The organism is Mucilaginibacter sp. P19 (genome assembly GCF_050632265.1).
GTDB classification, from domain to species: domain Bacteria; phylum Bacteroidota; class Bacteroidia; order Sphingobacteriales; family Sphingobacteriaceae; genus Mucilaginibacter; species Mucilaginibacter gossypii.
On record NZ_CP192586.1, the window covers coordinates 1,957,341 to 1,982,639 of the forward strand.

A 25,299-nucleotide genomic window follows, 5' to 3' on the forward strand; every position below is an offset into this window, starting at 1 on the left:
TTGGTAAATGTTATAAGAGTAACCAATCAAAAACTCAATTGTGTGCGGTGTTTTAACTTAATGGATAATTATTTATTTATAAGTGATGGTGTTTTGGGTGGATTTAACTTACGAAGTTTTCAAAACTTCGTAAGTTTTACAGTGCACCAAGAAAAGCATCGTGCTATTTTACATAAGGTATATCACGCTCATCAACAGAGATTTTGTGATCATTTATGAAATGTTCCAAACCTCCAAACCATTCTAATACATCATGTTTGTTCAATACAGTTTTTTTTGCTGATAAATAAGCTGGGTAAGATGAGTATTTATAATCGCTGATGTCTGTTACAAGATTGGCGATCACTGGATTTTGATGTATGTAAGTGATAATCCTTGTATAGTAACTATCAGAATCAATTTCTGAAGCTTTGTATCTACCTTGAAATAAGCTGCCAACTCTATTATATTTTTTATTGATTGCTTTTGAATAAGAGATAAAAAAGTTTTTGATACCAGTTTCAAACGACTGCTGATCGTTTACCATGATAAAAAAGTGAAAGTGGTTTGGCATCAGGCAATAAGCATATACTTCGCAAAAGGGTAAAACGTGTTTCTTGAATTGGTTCAGAAAGAAAATGTAATTATCGTTTTCGAAAAAGATAGGTTCTTTATTATTACCCCGGTTGTAAATGTGATAGTAGGTGTTGTCGCTTATTTTCACTTGTAGATTTGTCAATCGGTCAACCAAACTTACGAAGTTTTTAAAACTTCGTAAGTTAATATCAAGCATTACCCAAATACCACCATCCTATCGGGATATTTGGAAGCGTAAGTAGCTACAATATTTTTGATGTAATCATTCCCCGGGTAGGGTGTAAGATGGCTTTTGAGTTGCTGTACGTTATCCGCGTCAAAATAATGGGAGATATAACCCATACCATAAAACTGACCTTTTTCTACCAGGATACAACTATGTTCATCGCCGGTACGGCCTTCATCCCGGATAGCGTAAGTTGGCAAGGCTTGTTTAAGCTGATCAATGGCATTGTTTACCTTCTCATTATAACTTTCCGGAGTTTCAACACCTTCACACGCGCATGCACTCCCGGCTGTACCGGTACATGGCTCATTGTTTTTTTGTATAAAACAAAGCTTAGGGCAAAGGTCAAAACCTTCTATCAGTTTGTTGAGCAGGTTATAGCCATCAAGCAGAGAATTGCAGGTATATATCGGGTCGCTGTATTTACGGTATTTATCAACCGCCAGGCGAATATAGCCACGCTGATCTTCAAAAGCATAAAGACAAAAAGCGTTTTCAAAGCGTTTCAACGAACGGTTGTATTTAGGCCACAGGCGTTTAATTTCAATAGCTTCCAGTACAAAGGCTATAAGCTCGGTACCGCAAAGCTGATAGCTGATCTGGTAAATATTACGTAAAAATTCCTGGCGTTGAAAGCCTGGGTTATTGCCAGTGAAATGGCTGCTTACGCGTTTTTTAACGTTTTTGGCTTTACCTACATATATTACCTTGCCTTTTTGATCATGAAAATAATATACACCTGGTGTATAAGGCAACTGGTCTATATCCTTTTTAGATAGGTTAGGCGGCAACACCTGATCCTTTGAACCTTGCTTAAGGGATTGTTTGATATGGTTCTCCGTGTCGCTGTTCAGCAGCAAGGTAAATAACTCAGCAGTAGCTTCTGCATCCCCCATAGCCCTGTGGCGACTTTGGTTATCAATACCTAAATGTTTGCATAACCGGCCAAGGCTATATGATGGTAAACCGGGCAGTATCTTGCGACCAAGCCTTACCGTGCACAGCTTATTGGTTTGCAAATCATATCCCGCAGCAGCAAGGTGATATCTTACAAAAGAAAAATCGAAGTTTACATTATGGGCAACAAAGATCTTACCGTGAATAAGGTGATAAATATCTGCAGCTACATCTTCAAAAGGAGGAGCGTTCTGCACCATCTCATTGGTAATGCCGGTTAGCGCACTGATATAAATAGGGATTTCACGCTGCGGGTTCACAAGCGTTTCGAAGCGCTTCACAACCTTTTTGCCATCATGTATGCATATGGCAATCTCGGTAATACCATTAGCACTTGCATGCCCCCCGGTGGTTTCTATATCGACAATTGCATACATGATATTTCAAATGTAATACAAAATTTGCTAATTATTTTAGTTGAGTTTAAAAAAGTCGGGAAGTCGGAAAGTCCGCAGTCGGAAAGTTTTTTGTTTAAAAAGGATCGCCCAGCTTATAAAAACAGAAAGGCAAAAGAAAAGCCCCTGAGAAACTTTCCCAGGGGCTTAAATATCTTTCGGACTTTCCGACTGCGGACTTCCGACTAAAGACTAAAGACTAAAAACTTAAGACTTCTTATTCTTATTAGCCTGGATCTGTTGTTGCTGACGCATCATTTCTTCCATTTTGGCACCAAAGCCCGATTTTTTCTTCTTAGAGTTATCTTCAGGTTTCTTTTTGTTTTCCTGGATCTGGGCATGGATCTTTTTATCATCAACCATGAATTTGATCAGGTATTGCTGTAAAAAGGTGAACATGTTGGCCAAAAAGTAATAATAGTTCAAACCGGCAGGGTAGCTGTTAAGCGTGAACAGGAATACCAAAGGAGTGATGTAACCAATGTATTTCATTTGCCCTGTAGCACCGGAGATCTGGTTGTTGAAATAAGTATAGATCAACGTTGAAATGGTCATCAGTAAACACATTAAACTAATGTGGTTAACGCCGCCAAGGAAAGCTATCGGAGCGAATTTAATAACCGAATCATAAGTTGAAAGATCATGCATCCACAGGAAACTTTCGCCCCTTAGCTCAAATAAACTTGGGAAAAAGCGGAAGAACGCAATAACTATAGGCATCTGGATCAGCAATGGTAAACAGCCGCCCAATGGGTTAACACCTGCCTTTTTGTACAGCTTTAGGTACTCCTGTTGTAACAACGTAGGGTTATCCTCACCAACTTTAGCTTTAATTTCATCCATTTCGGGCTTCAGCACACGCATTTTGGCCATTGAAAGGTATGACTTGTAAGTAAGAGGTGATAATACCAGCTTAAGCAATACAGTCAATACCAGGATGATCAGACCATAGTTCCAGTTAAACTTGTTAAGGAAGTTAAATACCGGCAATACCGCGAAACGGTTGATGTATTTTAATGGTCCCCAGCCAAGGTTAACCAGTTTATCAAGGTCATGCCCCTGGTCTTTAAGCGTATTAAAACGGTTGGGTCCAAAGTAAAACTCCAAGGGTAAAGAACCATCTGTGCCGCGGGTAAGCGACAGGTCGGCTTTCATTTGTTTTACATCGGTGGTATCGTTAAAATCAGTAGCAACAGCAACATCTGTTTTGGTAATGCCGCCTTTAGCTATCAGCACATTTGAAAAGAAGTGCTGTTTAAAAGCAACCCAGGCCATTTTTTTATCGCTGATGCTTTTTTGATCGTTTTTGCCTTCGCTTAGGTAATCAGCATCCCCATCGGTATTATAATAGTACACCGTTGAATACTGACGCTCCATTTTGATGTCTTTTTCCTGTTTGCGCAGGCTGGTGGCCCAGTTAAGGTTAATGGTGCTGCTGTTGGCAATAACGCCGTCAAGACCGGTAGGCTTAATGGTTAGCCCAAGTTTAAAACCATCACCTTTTAAACTGTATACATAATCAATATATTGGGTGGGGCTATAGCTCAAACGCATAGTAACCGAACCTGAATCTTTTTCGGCTATGTTAAGTTCTTTTGCACTTGGGGTAAAATAGTAATTGTTGGTATTGATATTGGCAACACCGGCGGCAAACTTCAATCCAAATTGGTTATTGTCACCACTGAAAAGCACCAGGGGCTTCTTATCAAAAGTTTTGTAGTTTTTTAACTCAACGGAAGCTACTTTGCCTCCGTGGGTGCTTAATTTAATAAGCAACTCTTTATTACCAATGGTAACAAACTCTTCTTTACCAACAGATGCGGCGCCGAAAGGCATTTTTAACAAGGCCGAGTCAACTTTGGCTGTTTTGGCGGTATCAAACTTAGCTGTGGTTTTAGCAGCAGCGGCAGCTACAGCGGCACCAGCTTTTTTCAGCGAATCCTGGTGCTGTACCTCGCGCTCTTTTTTAAGGTCGGCTTCTGATGGCTTTAAAAAGTATATCGAGCCGGCAATGATCGCCATGATCAGGAATAATCCTGTAAACGTATTTTTATCCATTATCTAATTATCGTACAATTACTTATTTTTTGCGGGCATAAGCCAGCGAAGCGGCGACAAAGTTAATAAAAAGTGGGTGTGGATTAGCAACTGTTGATTTTAATTCGGGGTGAAATTGCGAACCAACAAAAAACGGGTGGTTTTTTAACTCAACAATCTCCACCAGGCCATTGTCAGGATTTATGCCGGATGGGGTAAGGCCGGCGGCCTCATATTGCTTAAGATACTCGTTATTAAACTCATAACGGTGACGGTGCCTTTCCGAAATGTGGTTTTTTCCGTAAATAGCCGCTGCTTTAGTGCCTTTTTTAATATCGCAGGGATAAGCGCCTAAACGCATGGTACCGCCTTTGTTGGTGATGTTTTTCTGATCTTCCATCATGCCGATAACCGGGTAAGGGGTTTCGGGATTCATTTCGGTACTGTTGGCACCCTCAAAACCTAATACGTTACGGCCAAACTCAACTACCGCACATTGCATACCTAAACAAATACCAAAGAAAGGGATATTATTTTCGCGCACATGGCGGATAGCCTGGATCTTGCCTTCAAAACCACGCTCGCCAAATCCTGGGGCAACCAGTACGCCATGCATACCTTTTAATTTTTCAACAGCGTTTTCGGGCGTAAGCTGTTCCGAAGGGATATATTCAACCCGCACTTTACATTCCTGTTTAGCGCCCGCATGGATAAAGGCTTCGGTAATAGATTTATAAGCATCCGGCAACTCCACATATTTACCAACCAGCGCAATGCGCACGTCAGCAGTTGGGTTTTTGAGGCGACCAAGAAACTCCTTCCAGTTTTCAAGGTTTGGCTCATTTTTGTGCGGAAGTTTTAATTTGGTCAATACGGTTTTGTCAAGCTGTTCTTTCAGCATTAACAGGGGTACATCGTAAATACTTGGTGCGTCAATCGACTCAATAACAGCATTGATATTCACGTTACAAAACAGCGCTATCTTTTTGCGGATATCGTTGGTAAGGTGGTGTTCGGTACGGCAAACCAGGATATCGGGCTGGATACCATACTCTAATAACATTTTTACCGAGTGCTGCGTAGGTTTGGTTTTTAATTCGCCTGCTGCTGCAAGGAATGGTACCAGTGTAAGATGGATAACCAGAGAGTTAGCCGATCCAATTTCCCAGCGGAATTGCCTTACAGCCTCAATATATGGTAATGATTCAATATCGCCTACAGTACCGCCAAGCTCGGTGATCACGATATCGTAATCGCCGCTTTCGCCCAATATGCGGAAGTTTCTTTTTATTTCATCGGTAATGTGGGGCACTACCTGTACAGTTTTTCCTAAAAAAGCCCCTTCACGTTCTTTATTAATTACATTTTGATAAATGCGGCCGGTAGTGATGTTGTTGGCCTTTGACGTAGGAGTGTTCAGAAAACGCTCGTAGTGGCCAAGGTCAAGATCGGTTTCTGCACCGTCTTCGGTTACATAGCATTCGCCGTGCTCATAAGGGTTAAGTGTTCCCGGATCAATATTGATGTAAGGATCAAACTTTTGGATGGTTACGCGGTAACCGCGCGATTGAAGGAGTTTGGCTAAAGAAGCAGAGATTATACCTTTTCCTAACGATGAGGTAACACCGCCCGTAACAAAAATATATTTAGTCATGATTTTTTTGAAAATGACCGGGCTTTTATACCACGGCCAATTGTTTCTGTACGGGATACAAAAGTAAGAAAATTTTCACGCTTCGGTATATCTGTTTTTCAAAAAATAGAACTGTAAATATCTTTTGTTTGTAATCGGTTTTTACAGAGTGTATTATGCGCGTTTTTGAAGCGGATACTTTTATAAACGGAAGTGAACTGGTTGATGGCTTTAACGGCGATAATCCTGGTAAGGTTCCCGTAACGGGTGGTTTGGCCGGTGACGCTGCCCGGTTACCATCTGATATAATGAATACGTAATTTCAGCCTTTTTTCTCGAGCTGTGCCTCCAAAAAGCTGCTGTTTCGGCACTGTTGGCCTGTTTGTTTACATGGGTAGCAGTACAGACTATAATGACTTTTCCAACTCAACCGCGGTTACTGAAATTGTGTTTTAAAGCCTTTACGCGGCGCGCTTAATCTTATATGGATTAAGAATAACAATGTTATCACTACAAGAAGTGTTAACTTATAATTGGGAGGATTAAATCAGAAACTATATATCAAACTTCAATTTCTCCAAATCCTCCGGTACATCAACGGCATGGGTTTCCAGTTCGGTTTCTGCAACTTTAATGCGGTAGCCATTATCTATCCAGCGAAGTTGCTCAAGGCTTTCTGCCTTTTCAAGCGGGGATACCGATAGTTTGGTAACTTCCTGCAATATATCTGCGCGATAACCGTAAATGCCAATGTGTTTAAAAAAGGTGTGAAATTCGAGCCAGTTCTCGGGCTCCTGGCCGCGGATATGGGGCAGGGTAGCACGGGAGAAATAAATAGCTTCGGATAATTTATTGATCACCACCTTGGGCGAATTGGTATTATGCAGTTCCTGCTCGGTCAGGATCCTTTTTACAAGAGTGGCCAGTTGGGTATCAGGATCGTTAAAGCAGGCTGTTAATTTGGTGATCTGCTCAGGGTCAATAAAAGGCTCATCGCCCTGGATATTGATGATCACATCATACCCGGGGTGCAGGCGGGCAACTTCGGCACAACGGTCGGTACCGCTTTGGTGGTTGGCACCTGTCATCACCGCAACGCCGCCAAAACCGTTTACGTGGTTAAAGATCCGGTCGTCATCGGTAGCCACGATAACCTCACTCAGGCTCCGGCATTTTTTTGCCTGCTCATATACACGTTGGATCATAGTTTTACCGCCGATATCAACCAATGGTTTACCGGGAAAACGGGATGACGCGTAACGGGCTGGGATAATGCCTAAGATTTTCATTTGATTTTTATTACAATGGTTTTAAACATTTGCAAAGCTAATTCCTGATCCTGCTTTGATAAATTACGGCCTGACAGTTGGAAGTTTAAAGTTGATGATTTACTTTGATAATAAATACCAGTAATTCCTTTTGAAGGATTTTTTGGCCAGATTGTTTTTATAATAAAATCTTGTTTCGACTCTTCATTAAAGTTGTGATCTTTTATCTCTGCAGGGATTTCTATCGGAATATACACTGTGCTGTCCTTAGTAAGCATATTTGCGATGTAGTCAGCCTTAGGAAATTTGCTTTTTTGCTTAGCTGTAGGTTTATGTATTGAGATTTTGACTTTTATATTGGGGGCGTCACTATATGTACGTTCTCTATCGCAAAAATCACATCCGCGTTGCCAATCGTTAGTTTTTATATACTCCTGTTCTGATAGTAATGGGTTATTAGCGTACCCCATCGAACTGATTTCGAAAGAAAGAGTATCGGTTGGAGCAATAATTCTACCTACAAAAGAGTCTATGCCTTGTTCCTGTTGAAAATGCCAGTTAGGAGGCAACCATAGTTTGAAACCATTCAAACTGAGCAGATGCCATGTGCTGATATTTACTTGTTTTTCTGAACTATGTTCGCAGGAGAATAAAAGAATAGATAATAAAGCGAAGATCAAAAACTTCTTCATACCCTATTAAACTATTAAAACAGCCCGTTAATCTCCCTTTCAATAAGGTTTACAATGGTAGCCATATCCTCAGTATTGTTAGCAAAATCCAGATTATCCTTATCAAGGATCAACAGTTTGCCTAATTTATAGTTGTTGATCCATTTATCATACTTTTCGTTCAGTTTGGAAAGATAATCTAAACGGATACCTATTTCATACTCACGGCCGCGGCGCTGAATATTGCTTACCAGGGTAGGTACAGATGCTTTAAGGTAAACCAACAGATCGGGCGGTTTAATAAACTCGGTGATATTTTGAAAAATTGATTCGTAGTTTTCGTAGTCGCGCGTGGTCATCAGACCCATATCGTGCAGGTTTTCGGCAAAAATATAGGCATCCTCGTAAATGGTGCGGTCCTGTATAATATTACGCCCGCTTTTTTGGATATCGATGATCTGGCGGTAACGGCTATTCAGGAAGTAGATTTGCAGGTTAAAGCTCCAGCGCTTCATGTCGCTGTAAAAATCCTCTAAATAGGGGTTGTTATCTACTGCTTCATACAAAGGGTCCCATCCGTAATTTTTGGTCAGCATCTCGGTAAGGGTGGTCTTTCCGGCGCCGATATTTCCTACAATAGCTAAATGCATATATTTTAGTTCATGGGTTATAGTTCATGGTTCATAGCTGATGTTTTTAACGAAGAACACCCGCTGTTTTGAAATGAACTCCGACTAATATACATTATGAACTATGAACTATCAAAACCCGCTATTTAAAATTTCCTGAAGCCGATGATCTCTCTAACTTCCCTTATCGTTCTTGACGCGCTTTCACGGGCCTTTTCGGCACCCATTTCGGCTACTTTACGCAGGTAATCGGCGTCGTTGGCAATGGCGTTGATCCTGTCGCGGATAGGGGCTGTTGCCAGTACCATATCTTCGGCAAGCTGCTTCTTTAAATCGCCGTAACGGATAGCCATTTTGTTATAAAGCTCGTCAAAGTGGGCAAGTGTATCGGGTGTTGAAACAACCTTCATTAAATCGAACAGGTTTTGGATCTCCTGTGGTTTTTGCTGGTTTTCAACAGTAGGGCCGCTATCGGTTACCGCGCGCATTACTTTTTTGCGGATGGCTTCGGGTGTATCACCTAAAAATATAGCATTGCCTTCGCCTTCTGATTTGCCCATTTTTCCCTTGCCATCTAATCCCGGAATTTTTATCAAACTTTCGCCAAAGCTAAAGGCAAAAGGCTCGGGAAAATAATCATGGTTATATAGCCTGTTGAAACGGTTACCAAAAGTGCGGGCCATTTCAAGGTGCTGCTCCTGATCTTTACCTACAGGCACTTTAGTAGCTTTGTGGATAATAATATCCGCCGCCATTAAAACCGGGTAAGTAAGCAGGCCGGCGTTCACATTTTCGGGATTGGCGCGTACCTTGTCTTTAAATGATGTTGCTCGTTCCAGTTCGCCCAAATAGGCGTTCATGTTCAGGTACAGGTATAATTCGGTAACCTCCGGAACGTCGGATTGCACGTATATAGTAGCCTTTTCCGGGTCGATGCCCGCGGCTAAATATTCTATCAGCACCTGTTTTACATTGCCATGTAAATTGGCAGGTGTGGGGTGGGTAGTTAACGAGTGGAGGTCGGCAATAAAGAAAAAGCAGTTGTATTCATCCTGCATTTTTATAAAGTTTTGCAACGCCCCGTAATAATTTCCTAAGTGTAAGTTTCCGGTCGAACGGATGCCACTAACAACAGTCTCCATAGTGTGGCGAAAGTAAGGAATTTTTCTATTTTTGGTAATGATGAAAATGATATTGAGAAAAGTACACGCATATCTTTACATTGTGAGCGTGGCCCTGGGCTACGTTATATTATGGCCTTTTTTCTATTATTTTTCGCGTAAGCCCGAACGCTATCATACCCTCAACTCATTCAGAAGGGTTTGGGGATTAGTGAGTTCTGCTTTTGTGGGCATATTTTACCATTTTGAATATGAACAACCGATTGACTGGAGCAGGCCTTATATTATTTGTCCTAATCACACCTCAAACCTTGATATTTCGGCTATGTGTATCCTGGTTAAAAGCAATTGTTGTTTTATGGGCAAACATGAGTTGGAAAATGGCCTGGTAACTGGTCTGTTTTTCCGTACGGTGGATATTCCTGTAAACCGTGATAGTAAAATGTCGTCGTTCCGGGCGTTTAAAAAAGCATCAGAGAAATTACAGGAGGGCGTTTCTCTTATCATTTTCCCCGAAGGCGGAATTTCGGATCATTATCCCCCGCAGCTTTGCCCGTTTAAAAATGGTCCTTTCAGGCTGGCTATTGAGTTAAAAATACCTGTCATCCCGGTATCGTCGGCCAATACATGGCAAATACTTTGGGATACCGGCATTAAGCACGGCAGCAGGCCAGGGATCTCTAAATTTAAGGTTCATAAGCCTATTGAAACGGCACACCTGAGTATTGACGATGCCGATGCTTTACGGGATGAGGTATTTGAGATTATGAACAATGATTTAATGTTTGAAGGCGCTGTTTCTACCCTGGCTTAGTCAATTATATGACAGCAGACCGGGAATTTGTAATATATTTGTGCATAAACCCATTGAAGCGGCCCAGTTAAGCATGGATAATGCCGGCGCACTGCGCGATGAGGATTACGCTATTATAAAACAAAAAACAACAGGCATGACCATTGATAAAGAAACCGTTGAAAAAGTAGCCCACCTGGCCCGCCTTGAACTTACTGAAAGCGAAGTACAGGATACGATGAAGGATATGAGCAAGATCCTTGATTTTATGGCTAAATTGAACGAGGTGGATACCACGGGTGTTGAACCACTGGTTTATATGACCACCGGTGCCAACGTGCTGCGAGAGGACGTAGTTAAACAACAAATTACCCACGAAGAAGCTTTGGAAAATGCCCCTAAGCATGACGAAGACTACTTTTTGGTTGCAAAGGTGATTGAGAAATAGTTTTTTGTCCGAAAGTCGGGAAAGTCCGAAAGTCGGTAAGTCGGAGAAGTCCGAAAGTTAAGACGGTAGTAAGTTAGACTAAAAACTTGCGGACATCGGACTTACGGACTACCGACCACTAAAAATAAAAACCACTGTAACATTCGGCACCTCAGTGCAGTCCAAACAAAAAATAATTCATGGAGCCAATAAATACTGCCAAGCCGTTAATAACCATAAAAGATATCGGGCGTAAATATGTAATAGGTGCCGAGGTGATCCACGCACTTAAATCAGTTTCGCTTACTATTAACAAAGGCGAATTTGTGGCTTTGATGGGCCCTTCCGGCTCCGGTAAATCAACCCTCATGAATATTTTGGGCTGTTTGGATACCCCAACCAAAGGGCAGTACATCCTTAACGGAATAGATGTAAGCCACATGACCGATAGCCAGCTTGCTGAAGTACGTAACTCGGAAATTGGTTTCGTGTTCCAGACATTTAACCTGCTGCCCCGTAATACTGCTTTGGATAATGTGGCGCTTCCACTAATCTACGCCGGCGTTAATAAAGAAAAACGTAAGGAACGTGCCGGCAATGCATTGAAAAATGTTGGTCTTGGTCACCGTATGGATCACAAACCCAATGAACTTTCGGGCGGGCAAAGACAGCGTGTTGCCGTGGCAAGGGCGCTGATCAATAATCCATCCATTATACTGGCCGATGAGCCAACAGGTAACCTTGATACCAAAACATCCATCGAGATCATGGGCCTTATTGAAGATATCCACGCTAAAGGTAACACCATTATCCTGGTAACGCATGAGGAGGACATTGCCCTGCATGCCCACCGCATAGTACGTATGCGCGATGGTTTGATAGAGAACGATTACGTTAATACCAACGTGCAAACGGTTGACCGCAGGGTAGAGGAGGTGTAGCCCCCGGCTCCTAAAGGGGGAGTTATAGCGTTTATTAACTCAATAATCTTCGCCGTGAAACAACTACAAACAGGCAGCTTCTACGGACAAACCAATCATACAACGCATTTACAGGGTATCACCATAACTGATACCGAATATACCCTTGATAAGGTGGACTGGCATTACCATGAAAATGCCTACTTCACTTTTATATTGGCCGGTAATGTTATTGAAGGCAATAAAAAGGAAGTTTATCATTGCCCGGCAGGCACTCTGCTGTTTCATAACTGGCATGATCCGCACTATAACATCAAGCCCAAAGGCTTTACCCGCGGCTTTCATATTGAATTGCAAAAGCGCTGGTTCGATGACCTGGACTTGAAACAGGATAAACTGGAAGGCAGCTTTGCCATTCAGGACCCGGATGTGAAATTTATTTTATACCGGATCTTTAAAGAATCAAAGATTTGTGACGAGCTGACCGCAATGACTGTAGAAATGCTATTGCTGCAAGCGCTCAATAAAATGCAGGTAAATAACTCCGGCATGTCACGACAAGTTCCTGCATGGGTTGGCAAGCTGAAAATATTGCTGGCCGATGATCCTGCCCGGAAGCATACGCTTGCCGAACTTTCCGGGCTATTACAGCTCCATCCGGTTCATTTATCCCGTGATTTCTCCAGGTATTTCAATTGTACTATGGGCGAATATATCCGCAAGCTCAGGGTTGAAAAAGCGTTTGGCTTATTAGCAGATGACGGGTCATCCTTAACAGATATCGCCTATGCCTGCGGATTTGCCGATCAAAGCCATTTTTTACGCTGTTTTAAGCAATTTGGCTGTGATAGCCCGTCTGCTTATCGTAAGCTTTTATTGAAAAAGCATGTTAATTCTGTTCTATTTTGAATGTATTAATTGGGGCAGTTTTGTAAATATCTAAACAGACAGCAATGAAACATTTTCTCCTTATATTCTTTATAATAACTGCAACCATTTGCAGGCTATCCGCTCAGGTGGGCAATATCATCGAACCTGAACCTATAACCTCCGCCCTTCAAAAAGCCAATATGGGTAAGGTTGTTTTTGAGGCGGATACTATCCCGCTTGAAAAACTGGAACAAACCGATCTGTTAACAAGCTATGAGGCTAAACCTGCCAATAATTTGTACATGCGGCTTTTGCTGGCCAATTCATTAACCAATTACCAGCATAGCTTAGCGCCGTCGTTAAGTATTGAACAATTGAACGGGGGAAATTTTCAATTTGTTTTTTATGTAGATGGCAGGCAGGTTTACCAGGAAAATCTGCATAAAGGGGCCAATTTGCCCATCGCAAAAAATACAAAGACCACTATTTTTGTTCCGCTCGTCAGTAGCCGGGGAGAAGATTCATGGGGACGCTTTTTGTGGGGACGGTTTATGGCCCATGGCGGGGAAGATGGGCTTACTACAGGTGCTCACCAGCTTAAAATTGAAGTTCGGCCTTATATTACTGTCCCTGATTTGAAAGTAGGTGAGCTAATAGCACAGGGAGAGATTAGGTTTATCGTACCGGCAATTGATCTAAAAGATGCCGAATTGCAACCCATAAAGCCCGGCAGCGGCTGGCAGGTATCAAAAGATGATTTTGATAAAAAGAAGGTCATGGAGATGAATGCCCTTATTGCCGGCAACAGGTTTAAACAGATCACCAGCGTGGTAGTGATCAAGAACGGCAAGTTGCTAATTGAGGAGTATTTTAACGGCAGCGCGCGCGATTCATTGCACAATCCCCGTTCGGTTGGTAAAACATTTGCTTCGGCCGTGATGGGGATAGCAGTTCATGATGGCTATATCAAAAGCGTTGATCAAACCTTAAAGGAGTTTTATGACCTCAAAAAGTTCAGTAACTACTCGCCTCAAAAAGAAAATGTAACACTAAAAAGCCTGCTTACCACGAGCTCCGTTTTTGACGCGGATGACAACCAAAGTGATTCGCCGGGGAACGAAGAAAATATGTACCCCACCGATGATTGGGTGAAATTTACCCTCAGCCTTAAAACAGACAGCAATAAAAGGGCAGGTAAACAATGGAATTATTTTACAGCCGGCGTGGTGGCATTGGGCGATATCCTGAATAAATCAGTGCCCGGCGGGCTTGATAAATATTCGGCCGAAAAGCTGTTCAAGCCATTGGGCATCAGTAATTATCGCTGGCAATACACACCGCAGAGTGTACCCAATACCGCGGGCGGCCTGCAAATGCGCTCGCTTGATTATGCCAAATTCGGGCAATTGTATAAAAATGGCGGTGTTTGGAATGGCAAACAGGTAATTTCGCAAAACTGGGTTAAGGAATCATTTACCAAACACCTTACGTTACCAAAAGATGTGGTAGGTGAGGGCTTTTACGGTTACCTGTTCTGGAACAAAACCTATACGGTAAACAACAAAGCTTACGAAACTTACTACTGCTCAGGTAATGGCGGCAACAAGATCTTTGTTTTTACCGATGAGCCGCTGGTGGTTATTATAACCGCCGAGGCCTACAACACGCCCTACGCGCATTCGCAGGTTGATAAAATGATGAAGGATTATATTTTACCGGCGGTATTAAAATGATTGCTGTAGAGGTGCATAACATGCGTCTCCGAATATGCAAATCAAAATTTTAACACAGTTAGACGCACGTGATACGTCTTTACCTTTTTACGGTTATTCAATTTTTAATCGAAATATCAAATTATCCCGTCTGCAATCGAAGTAATAGATATCAAGATTTTTTAGATGATAATACGCTTTTGTAGCTATGATGTAATTTAAGTAGACTTTTAGTGGTTGGTTTGTTTTGACTGAAGTTATTGCGATCCGTTTTTTATCGTTACTTAAAATATACAATCCTTTATCGCCCTCATAGCAAGGTGTGTCATTACCATATTCAACAGTTAATATATCTGCATCTTTTATACGTTGCTTTTTGATCAGAATTGGCTTTTTATCAAAATCGGTATATTCAGCTATTGTTTTATCGTTGTATTTAACATGCCAATAATCAACCGTATCGGGTTTGAAATGAGCATGGGTGTTAACAGCGAAAGCCAAAATTAGTGCGAATAGGCTCATATGGTATGGTTTAATATAGGTAAAGCAGGGCTAATAGCCTTACTTGCTCAATCGCAGGTGGTACACAACCTCGAAACAAACTCTGCCAGGTGCATAGCTTTTTCTGCAGATATGGCGTGGGTATTACCGATAATGAGGGTATGCTCAACAATTTCTATTACAAAATCATCCAGCCTGATATCCATTACCACGTTGCGGAAATTACGATCGGCCCCGGTAATTGCTTTTTGGCGGTCGCTTACCAGCATATAAAAAGTGTCACTAAAGGCCTTGTCTTCGGCAAAATCAAGCTCAACCGGGTGGATCAGTTCAATGATCTTGTCAACCAATGTTTCGCGCCTGATGAGCACCCGGCCAAAATCATGCTTTAAATAAGCCAGTGCCCAGGTTTGATATGGTGCGGAGGTTACAGCCTTGCCGTGATGATGCCCGTTATGTTTTGACTAGCATTCGGTGAATAGCATATAGCTATCGTTATTTTTATTTTTTATAGCGTATGATTCCTTTACACTAATGTCGAGATAGTCTTTGAAAATGCTAAACTGCTCTAAATGAAAATCAATATGCCCGGTTTGTTCAATCCTGAATCTGTTTTTCAGGCTGGCCAGGATATCACCGAACTGGTCGGTTGCCGGGGGATACAAACCGGCGTTTTCAATGGCGGATTCCAAATGTTAAAGTTTAGTGTTGTAAATGCTAATACAATAATAACTTTTTTGCTTTGAAATTCAAAAATACTGCCGTTAATAATGATAAGGCTTCATTTTACCGCATGAACAAGCGCAATTGGCATCGGTAATACCTAATTTCTTCAGGAAAAACTGGTAAAAGCCAATCCTGTCGTTCATATTATACATATTTTCGCCCTTGTTGCATTCTACTTCGCCGTTCACAATATTAATGGTCATACCAAAACCTGGCGTGCGGCCTGCGGCTTTATCTTCTGCATTGGGTTGCCATTTGCCTGTCATTACAGCATGCGCCGATGGTTTGTGGGTTTGAGGCGTCATCCAGAAATAGATGGCGGTTTTAAAAGCCATCACCGGGTCGGTTTCTACCATCTCGGGATTTTGGAGCAATATTTTATCATCGCCTAATATGCAATCTGAAGCATAGCCGTAATTGCCGTTATAGCTCAATTGCATCGGCCCGCGACCATAGTATTTTTTACCGGCAACGGGAGGGTATTCATCATTTTCGGCAATGTAAGGCAAACTGGTATTGCTTTCATGGATCAGCATGAGGCCATCGGTATATGTAGCATTTATGCCATGACGGGTTTCGTGCGCAATGTGCGCAAAAAAGGCGGCGAGTTCCTTTTTATTTACATCAGCACTGTATTCGGTGCAGAAATTGCCATAGTCAATAGTGTAGGTGCTATCTGGCTTGGCTTTGGCCCATTCTTCGTTCCAATCAACATCCTGGCGTACAACGGCCTTCTTTCCTGTTTTTTTATCGGTACGTATCAACTGGTAAACGGATGTTGCCCTGCGGGTTACTTTTACGCTGATCATGCCAAGCTCATCGGCTGCTTTGATAAAGGCAGCATACGTATAAAATTTATCGCGTTGCGGAAAAAGATCATTAAATTGTTTTTCGCTTAGCAAACTGGCCATACTTACCCTGGCTGGGGCAGCTTTTTTTGAGTGGGGGTTTTGGTATTGCTGTTGTCGCCGCAGCTAAACCCGGTTGAAAGCAGGATGATAAGAGATAAGGAGAGCAGCTTTGATGATAATATGATCGGTTTCATGAGTTTCACGCTAAGTATGTTTGATGATATCACGGATGCAAGTTTAAGCTAACATATTAAAAATTACACTTTATTGGCAAAAAATATGCTAAAGTGTTATGAAATACAAAATTTAAGATGATAGATTTGAAATAACACCAATCATGAAAAAAAGATTTATCGGGCTTGGTTTTAATTGCCTGATAATCAGAGTTAGCTTTTTTGTAACCTGATTGTTGGCAGCTTATTTGTTAAATTAAGTATGAAAATATATACTAAAACGGGCGATAAAGGGTTTACCTCATTAATTGGCGGTACACGCGTGCCCAAGCATCATATCCGCATTGAAAGCTATGGTACGGTTGATGAGCTTAACTCGTACATCGGGCTTATTGGTGATCAGGATATTGATGCACATGATAAGGAGGTATTGAAGCAGATACAGGACAGGTTGTTTACAATTGGCTCTTCACTGGCAGCCGACCCTGAGCGGTCAAGGATGATTATTCCGGACCTTAACATGAGTGATGTGGAAATGCTGGAAGCAGAAATGGATACCATGAATGAAAGCCTGCCGGCGCTTAAACATTTTATTTTACCTGGTGGCAGTAATGTGATTTCATTTTGCCATATTGCAAGATGTGTTTGCCGCCGTGCCGAGAGGATAACCGTTCAGCTTGCCGAAGAAAGTACAGTTGATGAAAAAGTGAATATTTATCTGAACAGGTTGAGTGATTACCTGTTCACTTTGGCTCGCAAAATTGCTAATGCTAATAAAATAGCTGAAAATCAGTGGATACCACGGGTTTGAAAAATTGAAAAAAATATTGATATTCAATTTGAAAATGTTATACTTTTGCGAAAAAGTAAATTTTACTGATAATTATAAATATAAATAAAAACGATGTATTGGACACTTGAACTGGCATCGCACCTGGAAGATGCACCATGGCCCGCAACTAAAGATGAATTAATTGATTATGCTATCCGTTCAGGCGCTCCTGTTGAGGTTATCGAAAACCTTCAGGCACTTGAAGACGATGGCGAACCGTACGAAAACATAGAAGAGATCTGGCCGGATTATCCGACTAAAGACGACTTCTTCTTTAATGAAGACGAGTACTAAACACGATAATGAAACCCTTAGCAATGAGGGTTTTTTTATTAACCGCTAATTTTGGAATGGTTTTGGTATAGGTAATTACACATTTACTTAACTACTAAAAACATAACAAAATGAGAGGTTTATTGTACATTATCGCTGTTATTCTGGTTATAGGATGGCTGTTTGGAGCATTTATACACCCATTTGGGGGTGGTTTGATTCACATACTATTGGTAATAGCTATCATAGCTGTACTTTTAGGTGTAATCAGACGGGCATAACAAATTTAACCTTGTATTGCAAATCGAAAAAGCCGCAGACTTTATAGCTGTGGCTTTTTGCTTAAAAGCAGTTCGGCAATAGCGATATCTTCGGGGAAGGTGATCTTGATGTTGCTGTGATCGCCTTCGGTAAGTTTTATTTCGGCGCCATATTGCTCAACAACGCTTGCGTCATCTGTAAACCTGGTATCAAATGGTTGTTCATAAGCTTTTCTTAATAGTGAAGCCCTGAAAGTTTGCGGGGTTTGCACCAGGTAAATCTCATCTCTGACCAGGCTTACCGAGCGGCTTTCTTTTACCTGACGTATCGAATCGCGGCTTTTAACGGCCACTACCGCTGTGCCATGCTTAGCGGCGCATTGGTAAGCTTCATCAATAATGTAGGGTGAAGTAAGCGGCCGTACGGCATCCTGTACAGCAACAAGGGCTTCCCGATCGGTAATCAGGTTAAGCCCGTTCTTAACCGAATGAAAACGGGTTTCTCCGCCCGTAATCAACTGATGGGGAATGGTAAATGAATATTCCTGAATCAATTGCTGCCAGTAAGTATGATAAGCTGCTGGTAAAACCAGTATAATGGCTGGTTTCGCCTCTGATTGCTCAAAGGCTTCAATGGTATGCATTAATATGGGTTTGCCGTGAAGTAGTAAAAATTGTTTAGGGACCGCCGATTGCATTCGACTGCCCGAACCTCCTGCTACTATGATAACGTAGTTTTTGTTTTGAGATGTGAGATGTGAGATATGAGATGTGAGATTGGACGTTGTCATAATTTAAGTTAACTAATATCTAACAAAATTGGCCGCAAAAAAATTAGATCTGAAAACAAATAGAATGTCTCAGATCTAATAAACTACAAAAAAATGAGATATGAAACCATGGTCTCATATCTCAAATCTTATATCTCAAATCCAAAAAGATTAGATGATCAGCATCGCATCACCGTAGCTGTAAAAACGATATTTTTCTTTTACGGCAATTTCGTATGCATTCATTACGTGCTCGTAACCGCCGAATGCCGAAATCATCATCAATAGTGTTGACTCAGGTGTATGGAAGTTGGTGATCATTGAGTTAGCGATGCTGAAATCATACGGCGGGAAAATGAATTTGCTGGTCCAGTCGTTAGCAGCTTTCAGGGTTTTGTTTGCCGATACAGCCGATTCAATGGCACGCATTGAAGTTGTGCCAACTGCACAGATGCGTGCTTTGCGTTCAATGCCGCGGTTTACAATATCAGCTTGTTTTTGCTCAATGATAAATTGCTCCGAATCCATTTTGTGTTTGGTTAAATCCTCAACCTCAACCGGGCGGAAGGTACCTAAACCAACGTGCAAAGTAACTTCCGCAAAATCAACACCTTTTAATTCAAGGCGTTTCATAAGCTCACGGCTGAAGTGTAAACCGGCAGTAGGAGCAGCAACGGCGCCTTCATGTTTAGCGAAAATGGTTTGGTAACGCTCTTTATCTTCTGCAGTAGCTTTGCGTTTAATGTATTTAGGCAGTGGTGTTTCGCCTAAAATTTCAACGTTACGACGGAATTCTTCGTCTGTACCGTCAAACAAAAAGCGGATAGTACGGCCGCGTGAAGTGGTGTTGTCAACAACTTCTGCAATCAGCAAATCGTCATCGCCAAAATATAATTTATTGCCTACACGTATTTTACGGGCTGGGTCAACCAGTACATCCCATAAACGCAGTTCTTTATTCAATTCGCGTAGCAAAAATACTTCGATGGTAGCACCGGTTTTTTCTTTGTTGCCATATAAACGGGCAGGGAAAACTTTAGTATTATTAAGGATCATTACATCCTTATCATCAAAATAATCCAGCACGTCTTTAAATATTTTATGCTCAATTTTGCCCGAATCTTTGTGTAAAACCATTAAACGTGATTCATCGCGGGTGGCAGAGGGTGTATGGGCGATAAGGGATTCAGGTAAGTTGAATTTAAATTGAGATAATTTCATGCTTGTTTTTATGAATTTTCAAGGGCGCAAATGTACGAATTTTTTTGTTAATTTAACAGATTTTTTAAGAAGCAGTTTAATTACACTACCATTATATTAATTGCAAAATGCTGTAACTTAAATCATGTACTGTTGTCTAAAAAAATATTAGCAGGCGGCTTAACATATCAGTAATAAAAGCGCCCGTTATATTATGTATTACCTCCACGCTTTAACCGTGCAATTAGGATTGATTAACAAGTAAGATCAAAATAAGTTATATGCTTTTTTTAAAACTTTTAAGGGAAAGTTTTTTGTTTGCCGGCGATGCCCTGCGGCAGAATAAAACACGTACGTTGCTGTCATTGCTTGGGGTAACTATTGGTATATTTACTATCATAGCTGTACAATCGGCAGTTGATACCCTGCGTAATAATCTGCAAAATAGTGTTAATAAGTTGGGTAATAACAGTATATATGTGCAAAAGTGGCCCTGGGTAGGTGGTAGCGATTTCCCATGGTGGAAATACCTGCAAAGGCCTGAATCTGACCTTCGCGATTTTAACGAACTTTCGCGCCGTATCACAACAGCCGAGGCATTATCATACGAAATAAATATTGATAACCGCACCATAAAGTATAAAAGCAACACGGTTGAAGGTGCCCAGGTAGACGCTGCATCGCAGGATCATGACAAAACCTGGAATTTTGACCTTGAGAGCGGTCGTTACTTTACCGAAATGGAATCAAAAACCGGGGCGCCTATAACCGATATCGGTTATGATATAGCCCAGGCCCTTTTCCCCGATGGCGACGCCGTAGGTAAGCAGATCAAGGTTATGGGGCGGTATGTGACCATTGTAGGCGTGTTTTCAAAACAGGGTAAGGATATGCTTGGTATATCTACAGATAAGGAGGTGCTGTTGCCCCTTAACTTTGCCCGCAACTTAATTGATATACAGAGTTCAAAATATGGTCCTTCAATTATTGTGCGCGGAAAAAAGGAATCCCGACCGATGATGTTGAAAGTGAAATTAAAGGGCTTATGCGTTCTATCAGGAGGCTGAGGCCCGGTGCCGATGATAATTTTTCGTTAAACCGTACAACCATGATCACCCAGCAGCTCGACGATCTTTTTAAAGTGGTCAACATCGCCGGTGCTATCATTGGCGGGTTCTCCATTTTAGTTGGTGGTTTTGGTATCGCTAATATCATGTTCGTATCGGTAAAGGAACGCACCAATATCATAGGGATACAAAAATCATTAGGGGCTAAAAACTATTTCATATTATTGCAGTTTTTAATTGAATCGGTTTTGCTTTGTTTTGTGGGCGGGATCATCGGGTTGTTTTTTGTATATCTGGCCACGTTTGCCGTAAAGGCCGCTTTAGATGTACAGGTAATACTTGATGCCGCTAACGTTACACGGGGTTTAAGCTATTCAATTATAATAGGGGTGATAGCTGGCATTATTCCCGCGTATTCGGCCTCGAGGCTAGACCCGGTAGAAGCTATCCGTACAAACTAATTGTAATATGAAAATAATTAAAGGATTTTGTTTTTTAGCGGCTTTAGCCGTTGCCGCTGCATGTAATCAGCCTGCCAAACAACAGGATACTGCTAAAGTGGATACGACAGTTGCTGCAAAGCCTGAAGCGGAAACCCAGGTTGCAGATACAGGTAACACCAGTGATGTTTTTAAGGCTTATATCGCTTTAAAAGATGAGTTTATTAAATCGGACCCCACCGGCATAAAAACAGCCGCTACAGCTTTGGAAGGTAAGCTTTCGGGTATAAAAGGTTGCAGCGAAACAGCTGCTGTGGCGCACCAGATAAGCAATGCAGCAGATATCAAAGCCCAGCGTGAAGCGTTTTTGGTATTAAGTAAAGATGTTATCGCTTTGGTAAAAGGTGCGAAATTCAAGTCGGCGCCAATTTATGTTGATTTTTGCCCAATGGCCGATGGCGGAAAAGGGGGTACTGGCTTTCGTCAACAAAACCAATTGTAAATCCCTATTTTCCGGAACATATGAAAGAGTGCGGAACGGTGAAAGAACAGATTAACTAAGATCGTTGATCTCACTGATTACGTTGATTTCGTTGATCATATTTAAAGCGATAGGCGATCCCTATCGCTTTTTTATTTTGAACCAGGATTTTCATGATTGAAGGATTTTATGATATTTTAAAGCGATTTGTATACTGATTGCTTCGCTGCCCGTAGACTTCGTCTACGGAGGATTTATGTATGTAGTTTGCAACCACGTACATAGGTTATTGTGACATGATTTCATTAGTGTGCAGGGCTGGAGTTACAAACTCCGGGTATAGTTTATTCGAAGGCATAGGCTTCGAATAGCGGGGACTTCGACTAGCGGAGGTTTTTAAACCTTTAGCCTTTAGGCTTTTACCTTTCGCCTCGATCCAAAATCGAACATCCGAAATCCGAAGTTACACTGATTGCCTGATATGTTTTACCAATTTGCTGTACAGTACTTCAGGAACAAAAGGTTTAGTCAGATAATCACACATGCCCGCTTCCAGCGCTTGTTGGTAGGTTTCGGGCATGGCGTCGGCCGTTAGGGCTATGATGGGCAAATCGGGCTGTTTTTGTTTAATCACCGCCGTTGCTTCAAAGCCGTTCATAACTGGCATTTGCAGGTCCATAATAATAAGGTCATAAGAATTTTGATTAGCCAGGTCAACAGCTATTTGCCCGTTTAATGCTTCGTGAACGTGGGCATTCCAGCGTCTTAAAAATTTGCCGGCTATCATCAGGTTCATTTTGTTGTCGTCAACAACTAAAATATTCATGCCCTGTAAATTGTTGGTTGGAGCATTAGCCGTAACAGCACCCTGTTTCAGAGCGGTGGTTTCGGGGGCGAGGGCGAAATTTATAGCAAAACTAAATGTGGTACCCTTACCCAGTTCGCTTGATACTGCAATTGTACCTTTATGCAGCTCAACCAGCCGTTTGGTAATAGCGAGGCCTAAACCGGTACCTCCATAGTCATTATCAATTACCTGTTGGTCCTGCATAAAAGGATCAAAAACAATGTTGAAGCTTTCGGGCGAAATGCCTATACCTGTATCGGCAACCGCAAATTTAATATTAACGGTGTTTGGGGTTATCACATCCTTATCCAACCGGATAATAACCTTACCTGTATGTGTAAATTTAATGGCATTACTGATCAGATTATTAAGTATCTGACTCAGTCGCATCGCATCACCAATTAAATCTCCGGGAATGGTATCATCTGCTATCAATTCAAGTCTTAGTTTTTTTCGGCCGCCTTCGGCTCAAAAGATTGCTTTATTTTATGGATTAGCTGGTGAATGTTGAACCGTGAGTTATTTAGTTGCAGTTTGCCAGCCTCAATCTTATTATAATCTAAAATGTCATTGATAATGGCCAGCAGGTTTTCGCCCGAAAACTTGAGCGTATTGAGGTATTCCACCTGGTCGGGCCTTGGGTTTTCGTCAAGTAACAGGTTGGTTGTGCCAATAACCGCGTTCATCGGCGTACGGATCTCATGGCTCATGATGGATAAAAATTCCGACTTGAACTTAGACGACTTTTCGGCCATTTCTTTAGCCCAGATCAGGTCCTGCCGCGCTTTCTCCTGGTCTGTTATGTCTTCGCCAAGCGCTGTGGTCTCCTTAAAAACGCCGTTTTCGTCATAAAAAACCGTATTTTGCCAGCTTATTATCCGTTGCTCGCCGTTACGGCAAATAATAGGGTTAATGTAATGCGGTAAAAAACTGTCATTTATAAACCAGTTCTTTAAAAAATCTTTCAGATCATCGGGAATAAAATTGTCCATCCAATTCATGCCAATGATCTCGGCTTGACTATATCCTACCAGGTTTGCCAGGTATTTGTTGCAAAAGGTAACAATGCCACTGTCGTTAACCGTTATTGCTATCATATTAACAGTTTCTAATACCCGCCGGTATTTGCTTTCAACGTTTCTGAAATCAAGCTCAGCCTGCTTGCGTTCCGTAATATCCTGCAGGGTACCTATAATTTTACGCACACTTCCGTCGTCATTATACAGACGTTTGCCCGCTATAATGCTCAGGTGTTTGATATTGCCGCCAGTAGTTATGATGCGGTATTCATAGGATGAATCCATGTTGCTTAACTCGTTACGCAATAAGCTCCTGACAATAAACCTGTCGTTAGGATGTACATGCTTAAGCAGCAACTTTATAAAACAGCGCTGGCATGAAGAGGTATCCTGGTTAAGTTCATAAATGCCGTTCAACTCTTCCGACCAGGACAGGCGACGCGACGCGACGTCATATTTCCAGTTGCCTATTTTAGCAATGGCCTGGGCTTCCATCAGTTCAAGCTGGCTTAGTTTAACCGCTTTATCGGCAAGGCGGGCCTCGGTAATATCCTGGATAATGCCAAATGTGCGTGTAACTGTGTCTGACAGTAATTTCTTTTCGCCGCGTTGGATCCTGATATATTTTAAGTTGCCCGCCGGTGTGATAAATTTATGCTCAAGTTGGTTTTGTGTTGTTGTGCGGATGGATGCAAGGTATTCAAAAACGTTCTCCCTGTCGTCAGGATGTACCAGGCTTATATAATATTGAAAGTGGTTCATGCCTGTGGGGATATCTTCAATCCCGAGCAGGTCATTGAGGTTGGCCGACCAAAATGTTTCCTTACTCTCGTGGTCATACCACCAGTTGCCTATTTTAGCAATGTTTTGAGCTTCCAGTAACTGATCTTCGTTTTCTTTAAGGGCCCGTTCATATTTCTTTTGTTCGGTTATATCCACTACTGAAGCCGAGATCCGGCCGGTATAACCTGTTGTTTTATCAAATACGGGGGTAAAGTTAGCTGTAAAGGAATGTCCGCTTTCGTAGTCTGATAAAAACTCTATTGATATGGGTTTGCGGTTTTCTATTACATAGTTTAAAGCCCTGTCATACTTCTCGGCTTTTTGCGGGCCCACTACCTTATCGAGCGTTTTGCCAATCGCTATCCGCGGATCAACTACGCGCTCGGTCATTTCATTAAACCATACGTTAATACAGGTTTTGTTTTCATCAAACTCAAAAATGATGTCATTTAACGAGTTAATGAGCGCGTTGAGATGATTACGACTTTCACGCAGCTTGGCATCATTAACTATAAGGCTTTGGTTAAGCTTCATTACGTTATTAACAGCATTTTTTAACTGGTATTGATAAGCCATCACCACTAAAAATGAGACATAGGCTATTACAGTGAAAACCAAAATAAGCACTATCAGCACTGCGGGCGAAATGGCAAGCCTGGGTGCGGTAAAATAGGCGGTTATAATAGCCGCAAGGTTAGCTTCGCAGATAATTATGAATTCCCTGCTTTTTTTGCAAAAAAGGGTTAGGGCAATAAAAATGGTTATTGCGCTAAACAGGTACACATGTTCAAACCCGTTTTTGGCAAGTAAAATGCAGTTGTTTATGACCAGGAAAGACAAA

Annotated in this window: 29 protein-coding genes; 12 read left to right on the forward strand and 17 right to left on the reverse strand. The window is 41.7% G+C overall.

The annotated features are described in order from the left end of the window. Positions 1 to 163 precede the first annotated feature (163 nt). The 4 genes from ACQ86K_RS09350 to ACQ86K_RS09365 form a co-directional block, all read right to left on the reverse strand. Entirely contained in the window at positions 164 to 772 is a 609-nt protein-coding gene (locus tag ACQ86K_RS09350; RefSeq protein WP_091171489.1) for a transposase, read from the reverse strand. After that, complete coding sequence (locus ACQ86K_RS09355) at positions 772 to 2,136, reverse strand: exonuclease domain-containing protein (protein ID WP_091171493.1); 1,365 nt, start codon at positions 2,134 to 2,136, stop codon at positions 772 to 774. The genes ACQ86K_RS09350 and ACQ86K_RS09355 overlap by 1 nt, the downstream gene beginning before the upstream one ends. A gap of 225 nt (positions 2,137 to 2,361) precedes the next feature. Beyond that, positions 2,362 to 4,212, reverse strand: a complete 1,851-nt coding sequence (gene yidC, locus ACQ86K_RS09360) for a membrane protein insertase YidC (RefSeq protein WP_091171497.1) — start codon at positions 4,210 to 4,212, stop codon at positions 2,362 to 2,364. Positions 4,213 to 4,234: 22 nt separating this feature from the next. Next, positions 4,235 to 5,845 (reverse strand): CTP synthase, encoded by a 1,611-nt coding sequence (locus tag ACQ86K_RS09365; RefSeq protein ID WP_091171501.1) that lies wholly within the window; start codon positions 5,843 to 5,845, stop codon positions 4,235 to 4,237. 155 nt (positions 5,846 to 6,000) lie between these two features. Between ACQ86K_RS09365 and ACQ86K_RS09370 the strand changes: the two genes are divergently transcribed. Beyond that, a complete protein-coding gene (locus tag ACQ86K_RS09370) occupies positions 6,001 to 6,144 on the forward strand; it encodes a hypothetical protein (protein WP_176844519.1) in 144 nt (47 codons plus the stop codon). Positions 6,145 to 6,378: 234 nt separating this feature from the next. Here the strand turns inward: ACQ86K_RS09370 and kdsB are convergent, their stop codons facing one another. From kdsB to trpS, 4 genes are all read right to left on the reverse strand, one after another. Then, positions 6,379 to 7,113, reverse strand: coding sequence for a 3-deoxy-manno-octulosonate cytidylyltransferase (gene kdsB, locus ACQ86K_RS09375; protein WP_091171504.1), 735 nt, complete (start codon positions 7,111 to 7,113; stop codon positions 6,379 to 6,381). Then, a complete protein-coding gene (locus ACQ86K_RS09380; RefSeq protein ID WP_091171510.1) occupies positions 7,110 to 7,784 on the reverse strand; it encodes a hypothetical protein in 675 nt (224 codons plus the stop codon). The genes kdsB and ACQ86K_RS09380 overlap by 4 nt, the downstream gene beginning before the upstream one ends. Before the next feature lie 14 nt (positions 7,785 to 7,798). Beyond that, positions 7,799 to 8,413: a deoxynucleoside kinase gene (locus ACQ86K_RS09385; protein WP_091171513.1), complete on the reverse strand. Its 615-nt coding sequence runs from the start codon at positions 8,411 to 8,413 to the stop codon at positions 7,799 to 7,801. Between the two features lie 125 nt (positions 8,414 to 8,538). Next, positions 8,539 to 9,534, reverse strand: coding sequence for a tryptophan--tRNA ligase (gene trpS, locus ACQ86K_RS09390; protein ID WP_091171518.1), 996 nt, complete (start codon positions 9,532 to 9,534; stop codon positions 8,539 to 8,541). Between the two features lie 82 nt (positions 9,535 to 9,616). On the opposite strand from trpS, the gene ACQ86K_RS09395 reads away from it, so the two are divergent. The 5 genes from ACQ86K_RS09395 to ACQ86K_RS09415 all read left to right on the forward strand — a co-directional run bounded on the left by ACQ86K_RS09395 (position 9,617) and on the right by ACQ86K_RS09415 (position 14,256). Continuing rightward, positions 9,617 to 10,327, forward strand: a complete 711-nt coding sequence (locus tag ACQ86K_RS09395; protein WP_431200237.1) for a lysophospholipid acyltransferase family protein — start codon at positions 9,617 to 9,619, stop codon at positions 10,325 to 10,327. 40 nt (positions 10,328 to 10,367) lie between these two features. Then, complete coding sequence (gene gatC, locus ACQ86K_RS09400) at positions 10,368 to 10,754, forward strand: Asp-tRNA(Asn)/Glu-tRNA(Gln) amidotransferase subunit GatC (RefSeq protein ID WP_369596633.1); 387 nt, start codon at positions 10,368 to 10,370, stop codon at positions 10,752 to 10,754. A 179-nt stretch (positions 10,755 to 10,933) separates the two neighbouring features. Continuing rightward, entirely contained in the window at positions 10,934 to 11,674 is a 741-nt protein-coding gene (locus ACQ86K_RS09405; protein WP_091171524.1) for an ABC transporter ATP-binding protein, read from the forward strand. Between the two features lie 54 nt (positions 11,675 to 11,728). Further along, positions 11,729 to 12,562: a helix-turn-helix domain-containing protein gene (locus ACQ86K_RS09410; RefSeq protein WP_091171527.1), complete on the forward strand. Its 834-nt coding sequence runs from the start codon at positions 11,729 to 11,731 to the stop codon at positions 12,560 to 12,562. 44 nt (positions 12,563 to 12,606) lie between these two features. Continuing rightward, positions 12,607 to 14,256: a serine hydrolase domain-containing protein gene (locus ACQ86K_RS09415; protein ID WP_091171530.1), complete on the forward strand. Its 1,650-nt coding sequence runs from the start codon at positions 12,607 to 12,609 to the stop codon at positions 14,254 to 14,256. A gap of 93 nt (positions 14,257 to 14,349) precedes the next feature. Here ACQ86K_RS09415 and ACQ86K_RS09420 read toward each other — a convergent pair whose 3' ends face one another. The 5 genes from ACQ86K_RS09420 to ACQ86K_RS09440 all read right to left on the reverse strand — a co-directional run bounded on the left by ACQ86K_RS09420 (position 14,350) and on the right by ACQ86K_RS09440 (position 16,507). Continuing rightward, positions 14,350 to 14,757: a hypothetical protein gene (locus tag ACQ86K_RS09420; protein WP_091171533.1), complete on the reverse strand. Its 408-nt coding sequence runs from the start codon at positions 14,755 to 14,757 to the stop codon at positions 14,350 to 14,352. 47 nt (positions 14,758 to 14,804) lie between these two features. After that, on the reverse strand, positions 14,805 to 15,107 hold the full coding sequence (locus ACQ86K_RS09425) for a hypothetical protein (protein WP_431200238.1): 303 nt from the start codon (positions 15,105 to 15,107) through the stop codon (positions 14,805 to 14,807). A gap of 93 nt (positions 15,108 to 15,200) precedes the next feature. Further along, positions 15,201 to 15,428, reverse strand: coding sequence for a hypothetical protein (locus tag ACQ86K_RS09430; protein WP_431200239.1), 228 nt, complete (start codon positions 15,426 to 15,428; stop codon positions 15,201 to 15,203). Between the two features lie 72 nt (positions 15,429 to 15,500). After that, positions 15,501 to 16,373, reverse strand: coding sequence for a chitinase (locus ACQ86K_RS09435; protein ID WP_431200240.1), 873 nt, complete (start codon positions 16,371 to 16,373; stop codon positions 15,501 to 15,503). Between the two features lie 2 nt (positions 16,374 to 16,375). Continuing rightward, on the reverse strand, positions 16,376 to 16,507 hold the full coding sequence (locus ACQ86K_RS09440) for a hypothetical protein (RefSeq protein WP_431200241.1): 132 nt from the start codon (positions 16,505 to 16,507) through the stop codon (positions 16,376 to 16,378). Between the two features lie 241 nt (positions 16,508 to 16,748). On the opposite strand from ACQ86K_RS09440, the gene ACQ86K_RS09445 reads away from it, so the two are divergent. From ACQ86K_RS09445 to ACQ86K_RS09455, 3 genes are all read left to right on the forward strand, one after another. Beyond that, a complete protein-coding gene (locus ACQ86K_RS09445; protein ID WP_091171542.1) occupies positions 16,749 to 17,297 on the forward strand; it encodes a cob(I)yrinic acid a,c-diamide adenosyltransferase in 549 nt (182 codons plus the stop codon). Between the two features lie 93 nt (positions 17,298 to 17,390). Continuing rightward, entirely contained in the window at positions 17,391 to 17,612 is a 222-nt protein-coding gene (locus ACQ86K_RS09450; RefSeq protein WP_002996718.1) for a DUF2795 domain-containing protein, read from the forward strand. Positions 17,613 to 17,722: 110 nt separating this feature from the next. Next, positions 17,723 to 17,872, forward strand: a complete 150-nt coding sequence (locus ACQ86K_RS09455) for a lmo0937 family membrane protein (protein WP_110585189.1) — start codon at positions 17,723 to 17,725, stop codon at positions 17,870 to 17,872. 41 nt (positions 17,873 to 17,913) lie between these two features. On the opposite strand, the gene ACQ86K_RS09460 is transcribed toward ACQ86K_RS09455, so the two are convergent. Together ACQ86K_RS09460 and queA are read right to left on the reverse strand one after the other, a co-directional pair. After that, positions 17,914 to 18,642 (reverse strand): 2-C-methyl-D-erythritol 4-phosphate cytidylyltransferase, encoded by a 729-nt coding sequence (locus ACQ86K_RS09460; protein ID WP_091171545.1) that lies wholly within the window; start codon positions 18,640 to 18,642, stop codon positions 17,914 to 17,916. Between the two features lie 150 nt (positions 18,643 to 18,792). Continuing rightward, entirely contained in the window at positions 18,793 to 19,842 is a 1,050-nt protein-coding gene (gene queA, locus ACQ86K_RS09465; RefSeq protein ID WP_090524496.1) for a tRNA preQ1(34) S-adenosylmethionine ribosyltransferase-isomerase QueA, read from the reverse strand. 260 nt (positions 19,843 to 20,102) lie between these two features. On the opposite strand from queA, the gene ACQ86K_RS09470 reads away from it, so the two are divergent. The 3 genes from ACQ86K_RS09470 to ACQ86K_RS09480 are packed head-to-tail and all read left to right on the forward strand — an operon-like array spanning position 20,103 to position 21,830. Then, positions 20,103 to 20,888, forward strand: a complete 786-nt coding sequence (locus ACQ86K_RS09470; protein WP_431200242.1) for an ABC transporter permease — start codon at positions 20,103 to 20,105, stop codon at positions 20,886 to 20,888. Beyond that, positions 20,867 to 21,349 carry an ABC transporter permease gene (locus ACQ86K_RS09475; RefSeq protein WP_431200243.1) on the forward strand — a complete coding sequence of 161 codons (483 nt, stop codon included), beginning with the start codon at positions 20,867 to 20,869 and terminating at the stop codon, positions 21,347 to 21,349. Before ACQ86K_RS09470 ends, ACQ86K_RS09475 begins: the two co-directional genes overlap by 22 nt. Before the next feature lie 7 nt (positions 21,350 to 21,356). Further along, complete coding sequence (locus ACQ86K_RS09480; RefSeq protein WP_431200244.1) at positions 21,357 to 21,830, forward strand: DUF3347 domain-containing protein; 474 nt, start codon at positions 21,357 to 21,359, stop codon at positions 21,828 to 21,830. Between the two features lie 442 nt (positions 21,831 to 22,272). Here ACQ86K_RS09480 and ACQ86K_RS09485 read toward each other — a convergent pair whose 3' ends face one another. Together ACQ86K_RS09485 and ACQ86K_RS09490 are read right to left on the reverse strand one after the other, a co-directional pair. Further along, the gene (locus ACQ86K_RS09485; protein WP_431200245.1) at positions 22,273 to 23,091 is read right to left on the reverse strand and encodes a response regulator; all 819 of its coding nucleotides are present in this window, start codon (positions 23,089 to 23,091) and stop codon (positions 22,273 to 22,275) included. 8 nt (positions 23,092 to 23,099) lie between these two features. Beyond that, positions 23,100 to 25,298 (reverse strand): PAS domain S-box protein, encoded by a 2,199-nt coding sequence (locus ACQ86K_RS09490; protein WP_431200246.1) that lies wholly within the window; start codon positions 25,296 to 25,298, stop codon positions 23,100 to 23,102. Between the last annotated feature and the right edge of the window lies 1 nt (position 25,299).